The 16445-nt window shown below is 40.8% G+C and carries 15 protein-coding genes and 3 pseudogenes; 11 read left to right on the top strand and 7 right to left on the bottom strand.

The genetic code is table 11. The features are described from left to right. The first annotated feature begins 611 nt into the window (after nt 1-611). From LC586_RS00995 to LC586_RS00980, 4 genes are all read left to right on the top strand, one after another. Entirely contained in the window at nt 612-1784 is a 1173-nt protein-coding gene (locus tag LC586_RS00995) for a Re/Si-specific NAD(P)(+) transhydrogenase subunit alpha (RefSeq protein WP_229482538.1), read from the top strand. A gap of 95 nt (nt 1785-1879) precedes the next feature. After that, nucleotides 1880-2173, top strand: a complete 294-nt coding sequence (locus LC586_RS00990) for an NAD(P) transhydrogenase subunit alpha part 2 (protein ID WP_174711256.1) — start codon at nt 1880-1882, stop codon at nt 2171-2173. Then, the gene (locus tag LC586_RS00985; protein ID WP_229482537.1) at nt 2170-3576 is read left to right on the top strand and encodes an NAD(P)(+) transhydrogenase (Re/Si-specific) subunit beta; all 1407 of its coding nucleotides are present in this window, start codon (nt 2170-2172) and stop codon (nt 3574-3576) included. The genes LC586_RS00990 and LC586_RS00985 overlap by 4 nt, the downstream gene beginning before the upstream one ends. Nucleotides 3577-4353: 777 nt before the next feature. Further along, nucleotides 4354-4722, top strand: a complete 369-nt coding sequence (locus LC586_RS00980; protein WP_229482536.1) for a DUF4351 domain-containing protein — start codon at nt 4354-4356, stop codon at nt 4720-4722. Nucleotides 4723-4912: 190 nt separating this feature from the next. On the opposite strand, the gene LC586_RS00975 is transcribed toward LC586_RS00980, so the two are convergent. Further along, nucleotides 4913-5368: a DUF29 domain-containing protein gene (locus LC586_RS00975; RefSeq protein ID WP_229482535.1), complete on the bottom strand. Its 456-nt coding sequence runs from the start codon at nt 5366-5368 to the stop codon at nt 4913-4915. 83 nt (nt 5369-5451) lie between these two features. On the opposite strand from LC586_RS00975, the pseudogene LC586_RS42490 reads away from it, so the two are divergent. Beyond that, nucleotides 5452-5541, top strand: a pseudogene (locus LC586_RS42490) (DUF4351 domain-containing protein); the annotation flags it as partial. Then, a complete protein-coding gene (locus tag LC586_RS42485) occupies nt 5540-5680 on the top strand; it encodes a DUF4351 domain-containing protein (RefSeq protein WP_438822864.1) in 141 nt (46 codons plus the stop codon). The pseudogene LC586_RS42490 and the gene LC586_RS42485, both read left to right, overlap by 2 nt. Before the next feature lie 130 nt (nt 5681-5810). Here the strand turns inward: LC586_RS42485 and LC586_RS00965 are convergent, their stop codons facing one another. From LC586_RS00965 to petN, 3 genes are all read right to left on the bottom strand, one after another. Next, nucleotides 5811-8939 (bottom strand): GAF domain-containing sensor histidine kinase, encoded by a 3129-nt coding sequence (locus tag LC586_RS00965; RefSeq protein ID WP_229482534.1) that lies wholly within the window; start codon nt 8937-8939, stop codon nt 5811-5813. A gap of 153 nt (nt 8940-9092) precedes the next feature. Then, nucleotides 9093-9254, bottom strand: coding sequence for a hypothetical protein (locus tag LC586_RS00960; RefSeq protein WP_229482533.1), 162 nt, complete (start codon nt 9252-9254; stop codon nt 9093-9095). 7 nt (nt 9255-9261) lie between these two features. Then, entirely contained in the window at nt 9262-9351 is a 90-nt protein-coding gene (gene petN / locus LC586_RS00955) for a cytochrome b6-f complex subunit PetN (protein ID WP_012408302.1), read from the bottom strand. A 104-nt stretch (nt 9352-9455) separates the two neighbouring features. Between petN and LC586_RS00950 the strand changes: the two genes are divergently transcribed. The 5 genes and pseudogenes from LC586_RS00950 (at nt 9456) to LC586_RS00930 (ending at nt 11395) form a co-directional block, all read left to right on the top strand. Next, nucleotides 9456-9656: a hypothetical protein gene (locus tag LC586_RS00950; protein WP_229482532.1), complete on the top strand. Its 201-nt coding sequence runs from the start codon at nt 9456-9458 to the stop codon at nt 9654-9656. Between the two features lie 41 nt (nt 9657-9697). Further along, a pseudogene (locus LC586_RS00945) lies at nt 9698-10231 on the top strand (hybrid sensor histidine kinase/response regulator); the annotation flags it as partial. Then, nucleotides 10192-10497, top strand: a pseudogene (locus LC586_RS00940) (3'-5' exonuclease); the annotation flags it as partial. The pseudogenes LC586_RS00945 and LC586_RS00940, both read left to right, overlap by 40 nt. A 184-nt stretch (nt 10498-10681) precedes the next feature. Then, entirely contained in the window at nt 10682-11155 is a 474-nt protein-coding gene (locus tag LC586_RS00935) for a TspO/MBR family protein (RefSeq protein WP_229482530.1), read from the top strand. Nucleotides 11156-11200: 45 nt separating this feature from the next. After that, a complete protein-coding gene (locus LC586_RS00930; protein WP_229482529.1) occupies nt 11201-11395 on the top strand; it encodes a hypothetical protein in 195 nt (64 codons plus the stop codon). A gap of 133 nt (nt 11396-11528) precedes the next feature. Here LC586_RS00930 and LC586_RS00925 read toward each other — a convergent pair whose 3' ends face one another. From LC586_RS00925 to LC586_RS00915, 3 genes are all read right to left on the bottom strand, one after another. Next, nucleotides 11529-11918, bottom strand: a complete 390-nt coding sequence (locus LC586_RS00925; protein ID WP_229482528.1) for a hypothetical protein — start codon at nt 11916-11918, stop codon at nt 11529-11531. Nucleotides 11919-13069: 1151 nt separating this feature from the next. Then, the gene (locus tag LC586_RS00920; RefSeq protein ID WP_229482527.1) at nt 13070-14404 is read right to left on the bottom strand and encodes a hypothetical protein; all 1335 of its coding nucleotides are present in this window, start codon (nt 14402-14404) and stop codon (nt 13070-13072) included. A 349-nt stretch (nt 14405-14753) separates the two neighbouring features. Continuing rightward, nucleotides 14754-15395, bottom strand: a complete 642-nt coding sequence (locus LC586_RS00915) for a hypothetical protein (RefSeq protein ID WP_229482526.1) — start codon at nt 15393-15395, stop codon at nt 14754-14756. Nucleotides 15396-16445 lie beyond the last annotated feature (1050 nt).

The following is a 16445-nucleotide window of genomic DNA, read 5'->3' as shown; positions in this document are numbered from 1 at the left end:
ATTACTTAGTTATAAATTTACCATATACTCGATTTACTTCATTACCCTTACAGAGTGCTGATTTTATGACTAGGTTGGTCAAATTTTGAACTCAATATAAACACAGTCGGGATTGGATTGTGTTTCTAAATATGTACAAGTGTATCTAAATTTGAGAATTTTGTTATAAAAATTGAGGCGTGCCATCAGCGATCGCCAGTTAAGTTGGGCTAAATTGATTAAAATAAGTTGGAATCAGAGTCGTAATTATTAAAATTTGATTGGGAAATTATAAAGCTTTCAAAATTTGGTCAATATTACTCTATAAGAAAGGAATACCAAAATTTCTCAATCCCGAAAATAAGCTGAAGATAAAGATGCAAAATTTGGGAATCAATTTAGGATGTGCAATACGTAACCCTGTTTGCAACTATCTGAAAATATGACATCTGCGAGCGGCAAAGTCAGGCTTTGCCTGGACAGCTAAGAATGGGAGAGGAAAGTTTCAAGGTTCAATCTACAAGTAAAATTCATGGGTGATGTTCCTGCCTAAGTACTATGAGTGCGGAACACGCCTCATCTAGACAATCGCTTACTTGGCAGAGATTAGGTATTTATCTTCAGGAGATTTCATGAGAATAGCAGTTGCTAAAGAAATTGAAGTTTGTGAACGTCGTGTGGCATTAATTCCTGACACCGTTGCTCGATTGGTAAAACAAGGTTTGGAAGTTTGGGTAGAAACAGGTGCAGGAGAGCGAGCATTTTTTGGCGATTCTGACTATGAAGCCGCAGGAGCCACAATAATCAGCGATACTGCCAAATTATGGGGCGAAACAGATATTCTGCTGAAAGTCAGCCCCCCACAAGAACGAGAAGATGGACGCTCAGAAATTGATTTGTTAAAGGAAGGGGCTGTTTTAGTCAGTTTCCTCAATCCCTTGGGAAACCCCGTTGTAGCACAGCAACTAGCAAATCGGAAAGTCACAGCCTTGAGTATGGAAATGATTCCCCGTACTACCAGGGCGCAAAGTATGGATGCTTTGTCCTCGCAAGCTTCATTAGCAGGTTACAAGGCTGTATTAATTGCCGCAGCTGCATTACCGAAATATTTTCCGATGTTAACCACAGCCGCAGGTACGATCGCCCCAGCGAAAGTATTTATTATGGGCGCTGGTGTAGCGGGATTGCAAGCGATCGCCACCGCCAGACGCTTGGGAGCAGTGGTAGAAGCCTTTGATATCCGTCCCGCCGTCAAAGAAGAAGTGCAAAGCTTAGGGGCAAAATTCGTTGAAGTCAAATTAGAAGAAGAAACCGTTGCTGCTGGTGGTTACGCCAAGGAAATTTCTGAGGCTAGCAAACAACGTACCCAAGAAGTTGTCGCCGAACACATTAAAAATTCTGATGTGGTGATTACTACAGCCCAAGTACCTGGGAGACAAGCACCACGGCTAGTTACAGAAGAAATGGTGGCACAAATGAAACCAGGTTCAGTAATTGTGGATTTGGCTGCTGAACAGGGTGGTAACTGCGCCTGCACAGAACCAGGTAAAGATATTGTCTGGAACGGTGTGACAATTATCGGCCCCATCAATCTCCCATCATCGATGCCAATTCACGCCAGCCAATTGTATGCCAAGAACGTAACTTCGTTGATGCAATTGCTAATTAAAGACAAAGCTTTGCAGGTGGACTTTAGCGACGACATCGTTGATGCAGCTTGCGTTACCCACGCTGGTGAAATTCGCAATCAACGAGTGCGGGATGCGCTACAAGCTTTGAATACTCAACAACCGGCGGTTAATTAGGGATGAGGAAGCAGGGGGAGATAAGGGAGAAGAATCAATGCCCAATGCCCAATGCCCAATGCCCAATGCCCACGTATAAAAGGAGTTTTGATTTCATGACAGAGGCATTACTTGCTGCTTTGTTTGTATTTGTTTTGGCATCTTTTATCGGCTTTGAAGTCATCAACAAAATCCCACCGACTCTACACACGCCCTTAATGTCAGGCTCAAACGCGATTTCTGGGATTGCGGTACTTGGAGCAATAGTTGCTGCTGGTGCAAGAGACACAAATGTGTCCGTAATTCTCGGTTTGATTGCTGTGGTACTGGCAACAGTCAACGTTGTAGGCGGTTTTTTAGTGACAGACAGAATGTTGCAAATGTTCAAGAAGAAGGAGATTAAGGCGTGAGCGACTTTTTACCAACTGGCATTCAGCTGACGTACTTAGTCGCTGCATCGTTATTCATTCTGGGCTTGAAAAAGCTGGGATCACCTGCTACAGCGAGAAACGGTAATATCGTAGCGGCTGTAGGGATGCTGCTGGCGATCGCAGCGACAATGCTGGATCAGCATGTATTGAATTACGAGATGATATTGTTGGGCTTGGCGATTGGATCAGGAATTGGTGCGATCGTTGCCTACAAAGTCCAAATGACCGAAATGCCCCAAATGGTGGGTTTACTCAACGGTTTGGGCGGTGCGGCTTCGGCATTAGTAGCCGTTGCCGAATTCTGGCGGTTATTAGATAGTTCTCAGGCGATACCCCTAGATGTCAACATTTCCATCCTGTTGGATGTGTTAATCGGTGGTGTTACCTTCACAGGTAGTTTTTTAGCCTTTGCCAAATTGCAAGGTTTAATTAGCGGTTCCCCGATTACATTTCCATTCCAGCAACCATTTAACCTCTTGCTTTTGGGTGCTTATATAGTAGGTAGTGCCTATTTAATCATTACACCAGATAGCTTACCCATATTCTTGGGAGTGGTTGGTGTTTCATTGGTACTGGGTGTGATGTTCGTCATCCCCATTGGTGGCGGCGATATGCCAGTAGTAATCTCGCTGTTGAACTCGTTGTCAGGTGTGGCGGCGGCGGCGGCTGGATTCGTGGTGATGAACAATATGTTAATCATCGCTGGTGCTTTGGTAGGAGCATCTGGCTTAATCCTCACCGAGATTATGTGTAAGGCGATGAACCGCTCCTTATTTAGTGTGCTGTTTAGCGCTTTTGGTACAGGTTCTAGTTCTGGTGGTGCTGCTGCTAGTGGTGGTGCAACTGATCAAACTGTCCGCAGCATCGATCCTGAAGAAGGGGCGATGATGTTGGGTTATGCTCGTTCTGTGGTAATTGTGCCTGGTTATGGTATGGCAGTTGCTCAAGCGCAACATAGCGTCCGGGAATTGTCAGATCAGTTAGAAAAAATGGGCGTTGATGTCAAGTATGCGATTCACCCCGTTGCTGGGAGAATGCCGGGGCACATGAATGTGTTGTTGGCGGAGGCAAATGTGCCTTATACCCAGTTGTACGATATGGATGATATTAATCCCCAGTTCGATCAAGCGGATGTGGCTTTAGTAATTGGGGCAAATGATGTGGTAAATCCGGCGGCGCGGAGTGATACAAATAGCCCGATTTATGGTATGCCGATTTTGGAAGTAGATCGGGCGAAGCAGACGATTGTGATTAAGCGCGGGATGAGTACGGGTTTTGCCGGTGTAGATAATGAGTTGTTCTACAAGGATAAGACGACGATGCTTTTTGGTAGCGCTAAGGATATGGTGGCGAAGTTGGTTTCGGAAGTGAAGCAACTTTAAGAGGAACGAACCGCGTTCGCGTAGCGTCTCGCAGAGAAGGGCGCAAAGGACGCGAAGTAAAGAAAGAATTAGAGAGTTTGTTTGCCTTAGGAGTGTGATATTCCCAGGGCAATTTTTTTAGTTAATCAAAAAATACTTATGTCATTAGGGGTATTTATAGAAAATTTTTTTGTTTTAGTTTATGTTTAAATTAATTAAAGGTTAACTTGCCTTTTTTTATAAATTATTATTTTCAACTAATTTTACGAGAAGAATTATGTTAATCTTTGTGTCCATATAATTTTTCCATATAATCCGCATAATCCATTAATTTCTTTTGATCACATGAAACTATTAATTCTTTCAAATCAAGGAGTACGTCTAGGGGCATCGAAAATTTCACATCGTCATCATTTTGGTCAACAATTATCATTGCACGTGCCAATCTATAAAGAGTTTGTGACCATTGGAGCCAATAGTATTTTACAGGATAGTAATATATCTAGCATTTTGTTATGTAAATATAATATTGTTTCTATCTGCTACAGTGTTCTCAAGCTCTGGGCAGAGTAAAAGATTGCTGTATACATTAGGGATATAACAATACTTGTCTCCTAAATATCATCTACTATACGACAATTAGTATAATTTATAGCATAGTAGATATTTAACCGCCATCATGTGATCGCCCTCTTGTTCCTCTGTGTTCTCTGCGCCTCTGTGGTTCGTTAAAAAGAGCGATCGCCAAATCTCCACAGTGCGATCGCTCCCAAAAGACCGTCCTAGAGTAAAATCTGAGTGTCTCTGCGCCTGCTAGCTACCTTGCAGCTAGATCCAGCGCGAATACAATTGATTTCCGGGTTTATTGATACTTATCTACGACTAAATGCCCAAGAGGAAGAAATTTTCCAGACTGAAATTGCTCAATTTGAACCAACTCAACAGGAGATAGTTATGCAAATCGTCACCAGTTGGATGGAGGAAGGTATACAACAAGGAGAGTTAAAAATAATCCAGCGTCTATTAACAAAGCGAATTGGTGTAATTACTGCTGAATTACAAGAGCAACTGCGTGGGTTATCCTTAACTCAGTTAGAGGATTTAGCCGAAGCTTTACTAGATTTTTCCACTGAAGCTGATTTAGTGGCTTGGTTGCAACAGCAGTAATAAGATATGTATTCCACAATGTGAGCGATCGCTCTCTTTTTACTCTGCGCCTGGAGTGGTTCGTTAAAAAAGCGTAGGCGTTGGCATAGCCTCTCCAAGAGTTGCCCGCCGTAACCCTACGGGGATCTTGCTACGCGTAGAGTCTCCAAGAGTTGGCATCGCCTGAAAAATCTCTACTCTGCGATTATGATTAATTTGGAAAAAAATCAGAATCCAAGGTTTCATCAACAGAAAAAGGATAGTCTTTAGGAAAAAGAGACAGAGGAAGCCCTGTTTCAATAGATGCTTCTTTTCGAGCGTGTTGGTAACAACTGTCAAAAACTTCCGTGTAATAGTATTTTAAGCTAGGACTATCGACAAATGCTTCTTGTAACCTTTGACGATGTTCATAGATTGTATATAACCAGCTATTGGATCGGTTCTGCGGTTGAAATTTGTATTTGAGAAGGTGCATTAAAAGCACTCTAAGATTACTCCTTAAAGCATTTTTATCACTTCTTCCCATACTTTCAATTTCTTCAATTAAATTTTCTAACTCTAATTCTAAAAACTTTTTGTTTTTTAATAAATCAACAGTGTGTTCTAACCACAAGTGATAATCCTGTGCATAGAGACTATTGGTTTTAGGAACAGATTGATTGCCCATAATCTTCTCCTTTATAGATATATAATTTTAACATTACTTCTGTTATTTCAGAGTGTGCGTTAGCGTAGCTTACAGCAGGTATCGAGTGTCTGCGCCTGCTAGCTACCTTGCAGCTAAATCCAGCGCGAATACAATTTATTTCTGGGTTTATTGATACCTACCTGCGACTAAATGTTTAAGAAGAATAAATTTTCCAGACTACAAGAGCAACTGCGTGGGTTATCGTTAACTCAATTAGAGGATTTAGCCGAAACCTTACTAAATTTCTCAATGCAAGCTGATTTAGTGGTTTGGTTACAACAGCATCGATAAGATATGTATTTTAACAAGCGATGTCTGCGACGGGCTATTCGGCGTCGCACTTTTTTAGTTTTCGCGGTTCATTCCAAACAGCGTAGGCATTGGCGTAGCATTTCCAAGAGTTGGCATCGCCTGATTTTTTTTAACTAACTGTTCGTTTCATCGGGATTTCTATCCAGAACTCACAGCCATTACTAGGTTCAGAAACACACTTGATATTACCGCCGTGTTTTTCCACAATAATTTGGTAGCTAATAGATAACCCCAAACCAGTACCTTGTCCAGGTTGTTTGGTGGTAAAGAAAGGTTCAAAAATGCGCGATCGCATCATCTTTGGAATCCCACAACCATTGTCAGCAATGCGGATCAGAATAGTATTCCCTTCAAGGACTTCTGTACGAATCAAAATTTTAGGATTATCAATTATTTTTCCAGCTTTTTCTGAGTTTTCTAATGCATCAATCGCATTGTTGAGAATATTCATAAACACCTGATTCATCTGGGCTGCATAGCAGACGACTGGAAGCAATTCACCATATTGTTTAACTACCTCAATAGCAAAAGAATTAGTCTCTGGTTGCAGTCGATGTTGTAAAATCAACAAAGTACTGTCGATGCCTTCATGAAGATCAATAGGCTTCATTCCTGTTTCGTCAAGTCGAGAAAAACTTCGCAATGACAAAACTAGTTGAGAGATCCGATCTGCCCCTATCTTCATTGAAGTCAGAACTTTAGGCAAGTCATCACTAATGAAATCTAAATCCAGTGCTGCTGCTTGCTTTTGAATTTCTCCTGTTGTCTTAGGATACTGTTTTTGATAGAGGTGCAGTAATTTTAATAAATTTTCGGCATGTTCAGTAACATAAGTGATGTTGCCATAGATGAAACTAATCGGGTTGTTAATTTCATGTGCTACACCAGCAACTAACTGCCCTAAACCTGCCATTTTTTCACTTTGAATTAACTGGCTCTGAGTGTGCTGTAATTCTTTAAGAGTCTGGGTAATTTCTTCTTTTTGACGTTGAGTTTGTTCGAGTAATTCCGCTTGTTGAAGTCCTACCCCTAACTGAGTACCAATCTGCATCAGCAAATCTACCTCATCCTCTTGCCAATCACGGGGCTTGATATTTTGATAAGCTGCTAGTAATCCCCAGAGTTTCTCACCCTGAAAAATCGGCACAATCATATATGCCCTAGCCTGCATTAGCTCAAGCAAGGCAATATGACAAATAGAATAATTAGCGCTGTAAATATCTTTAATGACACAACTTTTAGCATTAGCAAACCTTCCGCCTTGCGTTTCTTGTAAGTAATCATCTGCAACTACAGGTAGAATTTCCCTTATTGGTGTCCAACCTTGGGCTAAAGACTCAGCAACAAATTTGCCACTCCAATCAGCCTGGAATCTATAGATTGTCACTCGATCAACTTCCAATAGCCGCCGGACTTCTTCTGTACTGGTGGCAAAGATGGTATGAATATCAAGAGACTGGCGAATTTTCTCCACCGTTGTGGCTAATGCCTTTTCTCTTTCGGCTGCTTTCCGTTCTCGTGCAGCAGCTTGAGCCAGTTTTTGGGTTTGCACCTGCATCTGTTTCAAAGACTCAGCTTGCTGTAATGCTACCCCCAATTGAACGCCAACTTGCGCCAATAAGTTGATTTCCTCATCTTGCCAATAACGAGGCTGGGAATTTTGATAAGCTACTAGCAATCCCCACAACTTCTCGCCTTGAGAAATTGGGACAAAAACTTCATTTCGTGCATACTTACCTGTTTGCTTTCCTTGTACAAGAACGCCTTCTGTCACAGGCTGCGGCTTAACCACTGGTGTCCAGCTATCAACAATAGAATCAGCGACAAATTCGCCACTCCAATCAGGATAGAAGCGATAAATTGCTACTCGTTCCACTTCTAATAACCGACGGACTTCTTGAGTTGTGGTTTTAAAAATGGTTTCAATATCAAGAGACTGACGAATTTTTTCTACGGTGTTGGCCAACGCCCTTTGCCTATCAGCAGCTTTGCTGATCTCTGCTGCTTGGATCTGCATTTGTTGGATAAATTCTGCTTGCTGCAAAGCTACACCTAGTTGTGTGCCCACTTGGGTAAGCAAGTAAACCTCATCTTTTTGCCAATCACGGCTTTTGGCATTTTGGTAAACTGCTAGCAAGCCCCAGAGCTTCTGACCGTGGTAAATGGCAATGATCACATAAGCTCTTGCCTGATATATTTCTAAGATTTTAATGTAGCAGTCGCTAAAGCCTGAATTGTAAATATCATTACAAACACGGTACACTTCACAGCGACTAAAGCTACCACCCTCTGTATCTTGTAAGTAGGTGTCAGCGACTGGAGGTTTAGCTAAATCTTTGGCGCTACATTCACTGACGTTTTCACTCACTTCCGGCCGCTGCAATTGCTCATGGATGAGGGAAATCCAACCCTCTGCCACTGATTCAAACACGAATTCACCACTCCAATCGGGATTGAAGCGATAAATAGCCACGCGGTCAGCATTTAGCAGCTGTCTAAGTTCTCCGGTGCTTGTGTGGAAAATGCTTTCCAAGTCTAGAGACTGACGAATTTTCTCAATGGTTATGGCTATGGTTCTTTGCCATTGGGCTGCTTTTTCTCTGGCTTTTGCTTGTGCTAGTTCTGCTGATTGTAGTTTTACTTGTTCCAGGTAATCTGCTTGCTGTAAAGCAACTCCTAAATGTTCGGCGATTAATTGCACAAACTCAATTTCTGATGCTTCCCATTGCCGAGGGCTACTACACTGATGAATACACAGCAATCCCCATAAATCTTTACCTTTCATCAAGGGGGCAGCTATATTGGCACGGACTTGGAATCTTTCTAGCATTTGGACGTGGCAATCACTGACACTAGCTTGATATATATCAGTCATTGCTTTAATCCGACCTTGCTGATATAATCCTGCAAACTCCGCAGCAAAGCAGTGGTCGCGCAGTTTGGCTGCTAGTGCCGAACCCCATTCTGCTCCCACGTCTTCATAGATAAATTCCCCTTCCCATCCCAAATCGGGATAAAAACGAAAGACACTAACCCGATCGGTTTTCAGAAGCTGGCGTACTTTAGTAACTGTAATTTTGAAGATGGTTTCTATATCTAGAGACTCGCGTATGCGGGCAATAACTCCAGACAAGGCTTTTTGTTGCTCATTCTGACGCAGAGAGAGTGTCACATCTGAATGAGATTCTTGCTGTTCTGAATTTGGTTCTATGGGTTGAGTAGTAGAGGAGTTTTCCATTCCCAGTGGGACTTTAAATATTGAAAGTCTTCTATCTCATGATTCCCCTAGCGATCGCAAAGGTAACAGTTATTTCCTGGGAATGCCAGAAAAACAGTGTAGGGACACGATATTATCGTGTCCCTATAAAAAGATTGTTCAACCACAAGCAAATTATCGCCGCTTGGGAGTGGCGCTGCGGCTGCTGCGTTTGTCATCATCTCGGCGACGGCGATCGCGCCAATCTGCCACGGTCAAATAACCAATACCACCAGTGACTACTACGAGCAGCACTACGGCAACTAAAGTTAAAATACTCAAGAATGGACTTTCCACGATGCCTCTACAGTCCGTTACGTCCCCAAACTACCATTGCAATTGACCAAGTGAACACAACTAACAGTGATACCCAACCTAGTGTCAAAATCTCCATAGTCCCGCTTTTCAAATAATTACAAAAGGTTTCTAATAATTATCATACAGGGATTGGGCAGGCTCAGATTTTTTTTATAAATGACGTTCTAAGTTTTGCGGGCGATGTCTACAATGGTCACTGAGCTTGTCGTACCCCTACGGGGAAGCAAGCTAGCAAGAGCGTCTCGTAGAGAAGTGCGGGCTATTCGGCGTCGCAAACGATACAACATATTTTCTTGGTACGCTAGTAGTTCAAGCATTAATAAAGACGAATGTAAAAAAATAGCGATCGCGCTTTCCCACTTGATAGTTTGGGAATACTAGGGTTATGCGTATATATTTCAAATCCAGCAACCCCTAGTATCATGCCGACATTTTTCAACTATCCTTTCCACTCTAACGGTTTTGTTGCCCACGGACATTGTTATCTCTGGAAAACTGGATTAGTTTGGCTCCACATTATTTCTGATGCCACGATTGCTCTGGCCTATTATTCTATTCCTTTCCTACTAATTTACTTTATTTCCAAGCGCAAAGACGTTCCTTTCAATGGAGTCTTTTTGTTATTTGGTGCTTTTATTATTGCCTGCGGTACTGGACACTTGATGGATATTTGGACGCTTTGGCATCCAGACTATTGGATTGCAGGTGGTTTAAAAGCTTTAACTGCCATTATTTCGATATATACGGCATTTGCGTTATTTTATCTCATGCCTCAAGCTCTAACACTACCTAGCCCTGCCCAGTTATAAGTTATCAATCGAGCGCTTTCAACTGAAATTGTAGAGCGCAAGTGCATCGAAAAAGAACTACGCCTTGCACAGGAAGTCACTCAAAACTCCAGCCAAGCCAAGAGTGAATTTCTCGCTTCAAAGAATGGATTTATTCATTTCCCAATCATATTTTTTGTTCTTGGGGCAATTACGACAAAAAGCAATTTATTCAAGATTGCGCGTTTCATAATTTACCTTATCCTTTTAGTTCCGAACACATAAATATCAAAGAGGAATTTTCAGAATATCTTGGTGTGTCTAAAAAATTTGGCATGGCACAGGCTCTCAATGAGTTGGGGATAGAATTAAAAGGTACACACTATCGTGGTATTGATGATGCCCGCAACATTGCATCTATCTACAGACAGATTAAAACTAAAAAATTAAGCTGAATAATGGGTAAGTTGTAACGTAGCATCTTCAACTGTTGCGGTGCATTACGAAGATCGTTGCTACAAAATTGGATATTTTTTAATTGAAAGTCTCAAGACAGGTGCAGCGATACCTTCTCTACGGAACGCTAACGCACCCCCGAACTAGACTACAAGTGTAATCCTACTATGACAGGAAACTTTTGTGAAAGCTAGATGGATTATTACAGCAGTTTCAGCAGCACTATTTTTCGGTGGTAGCCTGCTGACATCACTGCGTGACCCTTGGTTTCAGAACTTGCAGCGTCCCGACTGGTTGACCTTTGAATTCCTTATCCCATTTATCTGGATATTCATTTGGGTCTGTCTGACAATCTCAGCAATTATCGTGTGGGAGAAAAGCTCAAAACAGTCTCATCCTTGGCTGTTGATGGCTATGTACGCAGCGATCGCCCTCTTAACCTCCGTTTATAGTCCCATTGTGGTAGAACTTCGCAGCCTAACAGGTGGAATGATTGCTGGTGGCTTGGCAACGCTTCTCGTTTATATTTTGGCATTTTTGGTTAAGCCAATTTCCCAAAAAGCCTCCTGGCTATTCCTACCCTATGCTCTTTGGGGCCCTTTCGGTACTTATCTCACTTGGCTATTAATTCAACTAAATCAGAGCGCAGCTAGATAAAAGACTTAGGCAAAATCTGATTTGGTGCTGTTGCGATCAAAAAATATGAAACAACTTTTCAAGCAACCTGTGCTTTATCTAGCCTTGTTAGGGATAGGTAGCAAGGCTAGATGCGTCTCTACCAGAGAGGTCAGGAATGCTCGACAATTACCTACGCCAAACCCACAATCTCAAACACGTTCAACAACTGACGGCAATTACATGACTCAACCTGTCCAGCAGGTAGGGCCCAATTGCTGATAGCAAGGTGGGCAACTAACAATACACAGTACAGTGAGCGATCGCTGTCCGAACCAAGGCGTTACCAGCCAAAGAACCTACTTAATATGTAGTTTCCGCTACTCGTGCAGCATCAGATTAATAATTATTATTTCTAGCCAAAAGGATTTTTGGAGGAAGAATCTTTCTTGCTGGGTGAGTATTCAGAGCAATTCATCGCTTCTTCGGTGAGAACAATAGAAGGGTTGACTGCACATTTTAGATAATGATTATTGGAATAAAAGCTACAGTTTTTACAGGGAAGTTTGTGTAAAGCTTTGACGGGAAACACCATTTTATAATCTATAAATGCGCGGATTTTTCGCAATATTAGGAAAAAAACCATCCAACTAATTACAAAGCCAACAGGGGATAAAGATATCGCTATATCAGTAATAGTTAATTCATGCGTTTGTGCTTTATCCTTTGTTGCTTCACTCACTATTACTTGATGTAAATTACTATTGGCTGCTACAGTTGTTGGCAACATTTGAGGATGATACATATTATTTACCTTTTACTATATGTTTTTAGTGCCTTGATTTTTGATAGCCGAGTAACTAACTAGTTATTTGGAAAAATATCCTGACTATTACTGTGTCATCGGGATTAGGTTGGTAATACTGTTTCGTTGGGAATATATAGACGTTTTTTGAGGAAGAAAATTCAGCAAAATTTTATAAACAAGACTTGAGTTTACCTAAATAATGGCAAATTTAGAAATCTTCCGTATTAGAGATGTAAATATCAATAGATTTTGGGAGATAACGATATTTAGGGTTTATGTTTATTGATCTGTTTTTTAATTAACAAATCACTACACATTTTTCAGTAGCTCAACTTTTAATGGTGATAAGGGTTTAATTATAGGTTTAGCAAAATAAAATTTCCGGCATATCTGTCAAGAGTTTTGCTTATATTTTTAAGTTATATACCCAAGGGGAGAAATTAGATTATGGACTTATAACTAGATGCTTTTATGTTAAAATCTACGGAAAAATACTTTTAAAAGTTTCTAAACATTAAAACCATGCTACTTTTAAGTTATATTTATTAGAAAAGTTTTGAATGCAATTATTTTTGCATTGGCAGCTTATCTAGTAGGGGGTTTCGCTGAAGATGGGGCTTTTGGAATGCGTGTAAATGGCCCCATGCATTGGCAATGGTTAACTCTATTTTATTGAGTATTTTTGCTCAAATTACTTGACAACTAAGGTCAGGGCTATTTCATTCTCGTAGAGCCAGCCTCAGAATGAATTCTGAGTCTAATAGCTAAAGACGTCTTTAGACGACTGAGAAAAGCTTATCGCTCTTTTATGACTCTGACGAGATAAAAATCAGAAACATCATTAATTGAATTGGTATTATCCCAGTAAGTGGGTAATATCCAGCAAGTAGTTAAGGGACTTCCAGGAAATAAAATATACATTAAATAAAAATGATAATCATTACAATGGGGGGAGTCTTGGGTTGCCGTTGGCAACCCAAGATAAATATACCCAAAAATCTTTAGTCTACTTGAGTAGACTTTAGCTATTAGCCTGGAACTAAAGTTCAAGGCGGGTAAGTCAAGCCGAAAGTTTTGCTATTTCTAGGCTTTTGTTGACACCAATCAGCATTACTGTACCCTTACATAAATGAAAGCTGCTGTAAGAATTATGAATTACGGATTTTTAAAGACCGATGTTTGTAACGGACTATGCATAGTAGAACAATTAGCAATATAAGCGCTTTGATCATTGATGGCTCCACTACCTTCTTCACTTCCGTAGGGGTTTTAGGAGTAACGTTACATGGAATCTCAATGATCTGGGTGTGATCATAACCATTACCACTGCGAGTCAGATCGCATTCGCCTGTGCTAGTGAGAGACAAAGGTGGATTTTCTGAAGAAACAGATGCTTGAGCTGAAGAACTATCACCATCGAGTAGTAGAAGCAGAATTAAAGCAAGACCCCCAATTCCGAATATTGGCCAGAGTGGAAAGGAATCAGGACTGTCTTGTACCAAAACATCTCCTACAGAGGCAGGGGAAGTATCGAGGCCCATTGCTTCTCCGTCCAATGCTAGTGGATTATCACTCAGCAATATATCTCCTGGGATATCTTCTCCCAAGAGCTGACTAAATTCCTGTGGAATTGCGTTATTGGGACGTCCGAGTTCCCCACCATCTTCGGAATATGGAAAGGATAGTACTTCAAAAATCCTCTGTTGGAGTTGGTTTGGATTTCCAGAACTCAACGCATCCAAGCCTGTTGAGATTTTATCTAAATAGAAATTCGTCATCTCTGGCGACAGACCCAGAGACTGAATCTCGTCCTTAATGTTGGGGATTTTTGAGGCTTCCTCAAAGAGTAGTCGTCCGTATGACAACTTCAAGTCTATTAATCCATCACGGAGACTGACCGAGTTATTGGTTCCTGAGTATGGTGACCAATAGAACTGCTTGGTTACAAGTCCGAGTCCTTCTACTGGATTGCGACCAACAGGTTGTCCAAGAAGGTATTGAGATCCATCCATGATTGCGGGGGATTGGTTTCTCCAAAATGAGGCGTAAGGCACCTCAGAGAGATTGGGATTGTTACCGTAAAAGCTAGCGAAATTCTGGAAGTTTTCCTCTCCACCAGCTGCTCGTATCAAGAGGTCTTGATAGCTAGTCCCGTCGTTTGAATCTAGTAATCGTTGGATTACCGATCCAGTTTTATTGCAGGTCAGCCCAAATCCCACATCACATCCAGGAATGACTCGCATCTGGCTCAGATTCTGGTTATTGATTTGGTACTGGAGATACTCATACTCCAGTCCTTGTTGGATACCATAACGTCCAATATTGAGCTGTGCAAAAGCAGACTGACACGTAGTGAGTACTACTGCAACAGATGAGAATACGATGGTCGCAAACCGAACGGCTTTCTCTCCGAGACGCTCCGCGTAGCTTGCTTCCACGAAGTGGTACGGCATTGCAATTCTTTGAACGATTGATTTAGGCAAGATGCACCTCCACTAAATGACAGCAATTTCATTGGTTGTTCACGTCCCTCTTTCAGTCCGTGGGGTCGCAACAATACCGCAGACTCATCGAGTCTGCCAACAGCATTCCTATCCTTCGTAGCTAGAACACCGATTCAGTATTCCGAATCATGACCAAAAACTGGGTTTATTGAGGCTGAAACAAGGAGTTTTTGGTTGTAGAAGACGTTAAAACAGGGTTTATTTGCCTCGTGTTTTATTAATGAATCGGTGTTTTAGGATTGGGATTGGGAGAAAATTTCTTTACGAGTTGAGTGAGGTTTGAATCCCCCATCTATACTCATTTCACTCCCTACTCCCCAGTTCCAGTTCAACTCTTAGGTAAAGAAATGTTGATCGTGATTCCGGTACCTTTGAGATTTCCTGATGAGAGTGTGTGATATAAGACCAATGCCCGGTTTGGTTGGTCAAAAAGAAACCCACGACGTGTGGGTTTGATCTTCCCTTCTTTTACTAAGGAGACAAAGGCTTCTAAATACCTACGTATACCTTGACGATTCTCTGGACTAGTATTGAGATGACGCTTAATCAGCATCATAAAGAAGTCCAAACTACGATTTTCCTGTCCCTGAATCAGACTGCCCTCATCTAGGAAAGAACTTGCTATGAGCTTGCCATCAACTTCTTTAACCTTAAATAGGGTAAAATAACGCCCTTCTTTTTTAGGATCGTTTGCATAACAGACCCAAGAACCCTCTTGATTCTGTATAAAACCTTGTTCAGCAAGGTAAGAAAGCAAAGAATTACTTGCCTTTGTTTGTACTGGAGGTAATAAATCCTCAATGGGATCTAAAGAGCAAATCCTCTGCGTTGTTTTCCCTTGAGAAGCAGCAGGAGTCTCCTGGGTATAGACACGTAGGGGCTTGTCATCAGCCATTGCCATAGTAGACATCGTAGCGATCGCAGATATTTGGAGAGCGATCGCTCCAAACAAACGAACAATGATATTCATGTTTTTCCTGTTACTGTTGCTGATGTTGGTAATAATCGAGTAGTTACTAAATCAAGATTGATCTAGCAGTCCTAAATCATTTGTTAAATTTAAGTGTTTGCCTCATTTAATCGAGGTAGCTTAAGTTTTCAACAATGAAATAGGGCTTTTATATAGGTAATTAACCACAAAGAGAAATCAATATCTAAATAAAACACACAATATTAATGTCTGATTGACAAGACAAATTTGGCTTTTCGATATTTTTACATATACGAAAAAAAACTAACTTAACCTCAAAATTTTTGTATTTACTCTTGTCTAATTTTTTGCCGTTTTAAGAGGATTTTATACCTTCTTAGCTAGCTCTAATCATTCCTAGAAGAGGACTTTGTGAGCTATTTATTACCTTATATAAGCAGAATTTCAAAAGCTATGTGCTTTGCACGTTGGCGCTTTTGTGGATTTCCTTGGTGAGTTGAATAATTTTTTTTGGAGGTAGCGCACCTAACTAGCTGTTCCAGCATGTTTGCAACTTGATGTATAAAATAATATCTCCTAACAGTAAAATAATATTACCATGAGCTTGAGACATGCAACACTATTGTGGACAGTTATCAAAGTTGTACACGGTGAATTATAACTACCTCTTCATTAAATTTCATGGCAAATAGCTGAGAATTAAAATCAATTTACTTATACATCACTAGTACCGCAAGGCGTAAGTCAAAAGTCATGCATAATTGTATTCCAAGCTATTGCGCCATTTGAAATGGTATGTTTATTTTTGCGCTCGCTGTACTAGTATTTTAAAATCTAGTACTTTTGCTCATTAAGTTAGTAAAATTATGTTTTAAATATAACTTTACTATCAATGGTCATACGTATAAAAAATATATTATTATCGCTGGATAAGCCTGATTTTCTGAACTTGAAGCTACAAGCGATCGCATTAAATAAAGTTAAATTAGATTACTAAGTATAAAATTTACGATTTAGCAAGCTGTTGTTGCTATAGACCTTATAAGCGTCTAAGGCTCAGATTTCCAAATCGAAAAATTAAGTAGACCT

It is taken from the genome of Nostoc favosum CHAB5714, assembly GCF_020829495.1.
Lineage (GTDB): Bacteria > Cyanobacteriota > Cyanobacteriia > Cyanobacteriales > Nostocaceae > Nostoc > Nostoc favosum.
The sequence above is the reverse complement of the archived record's forward strand: the minus strand, read 5'-3'. Positions and strand labels throughout refer to the sequence as shown.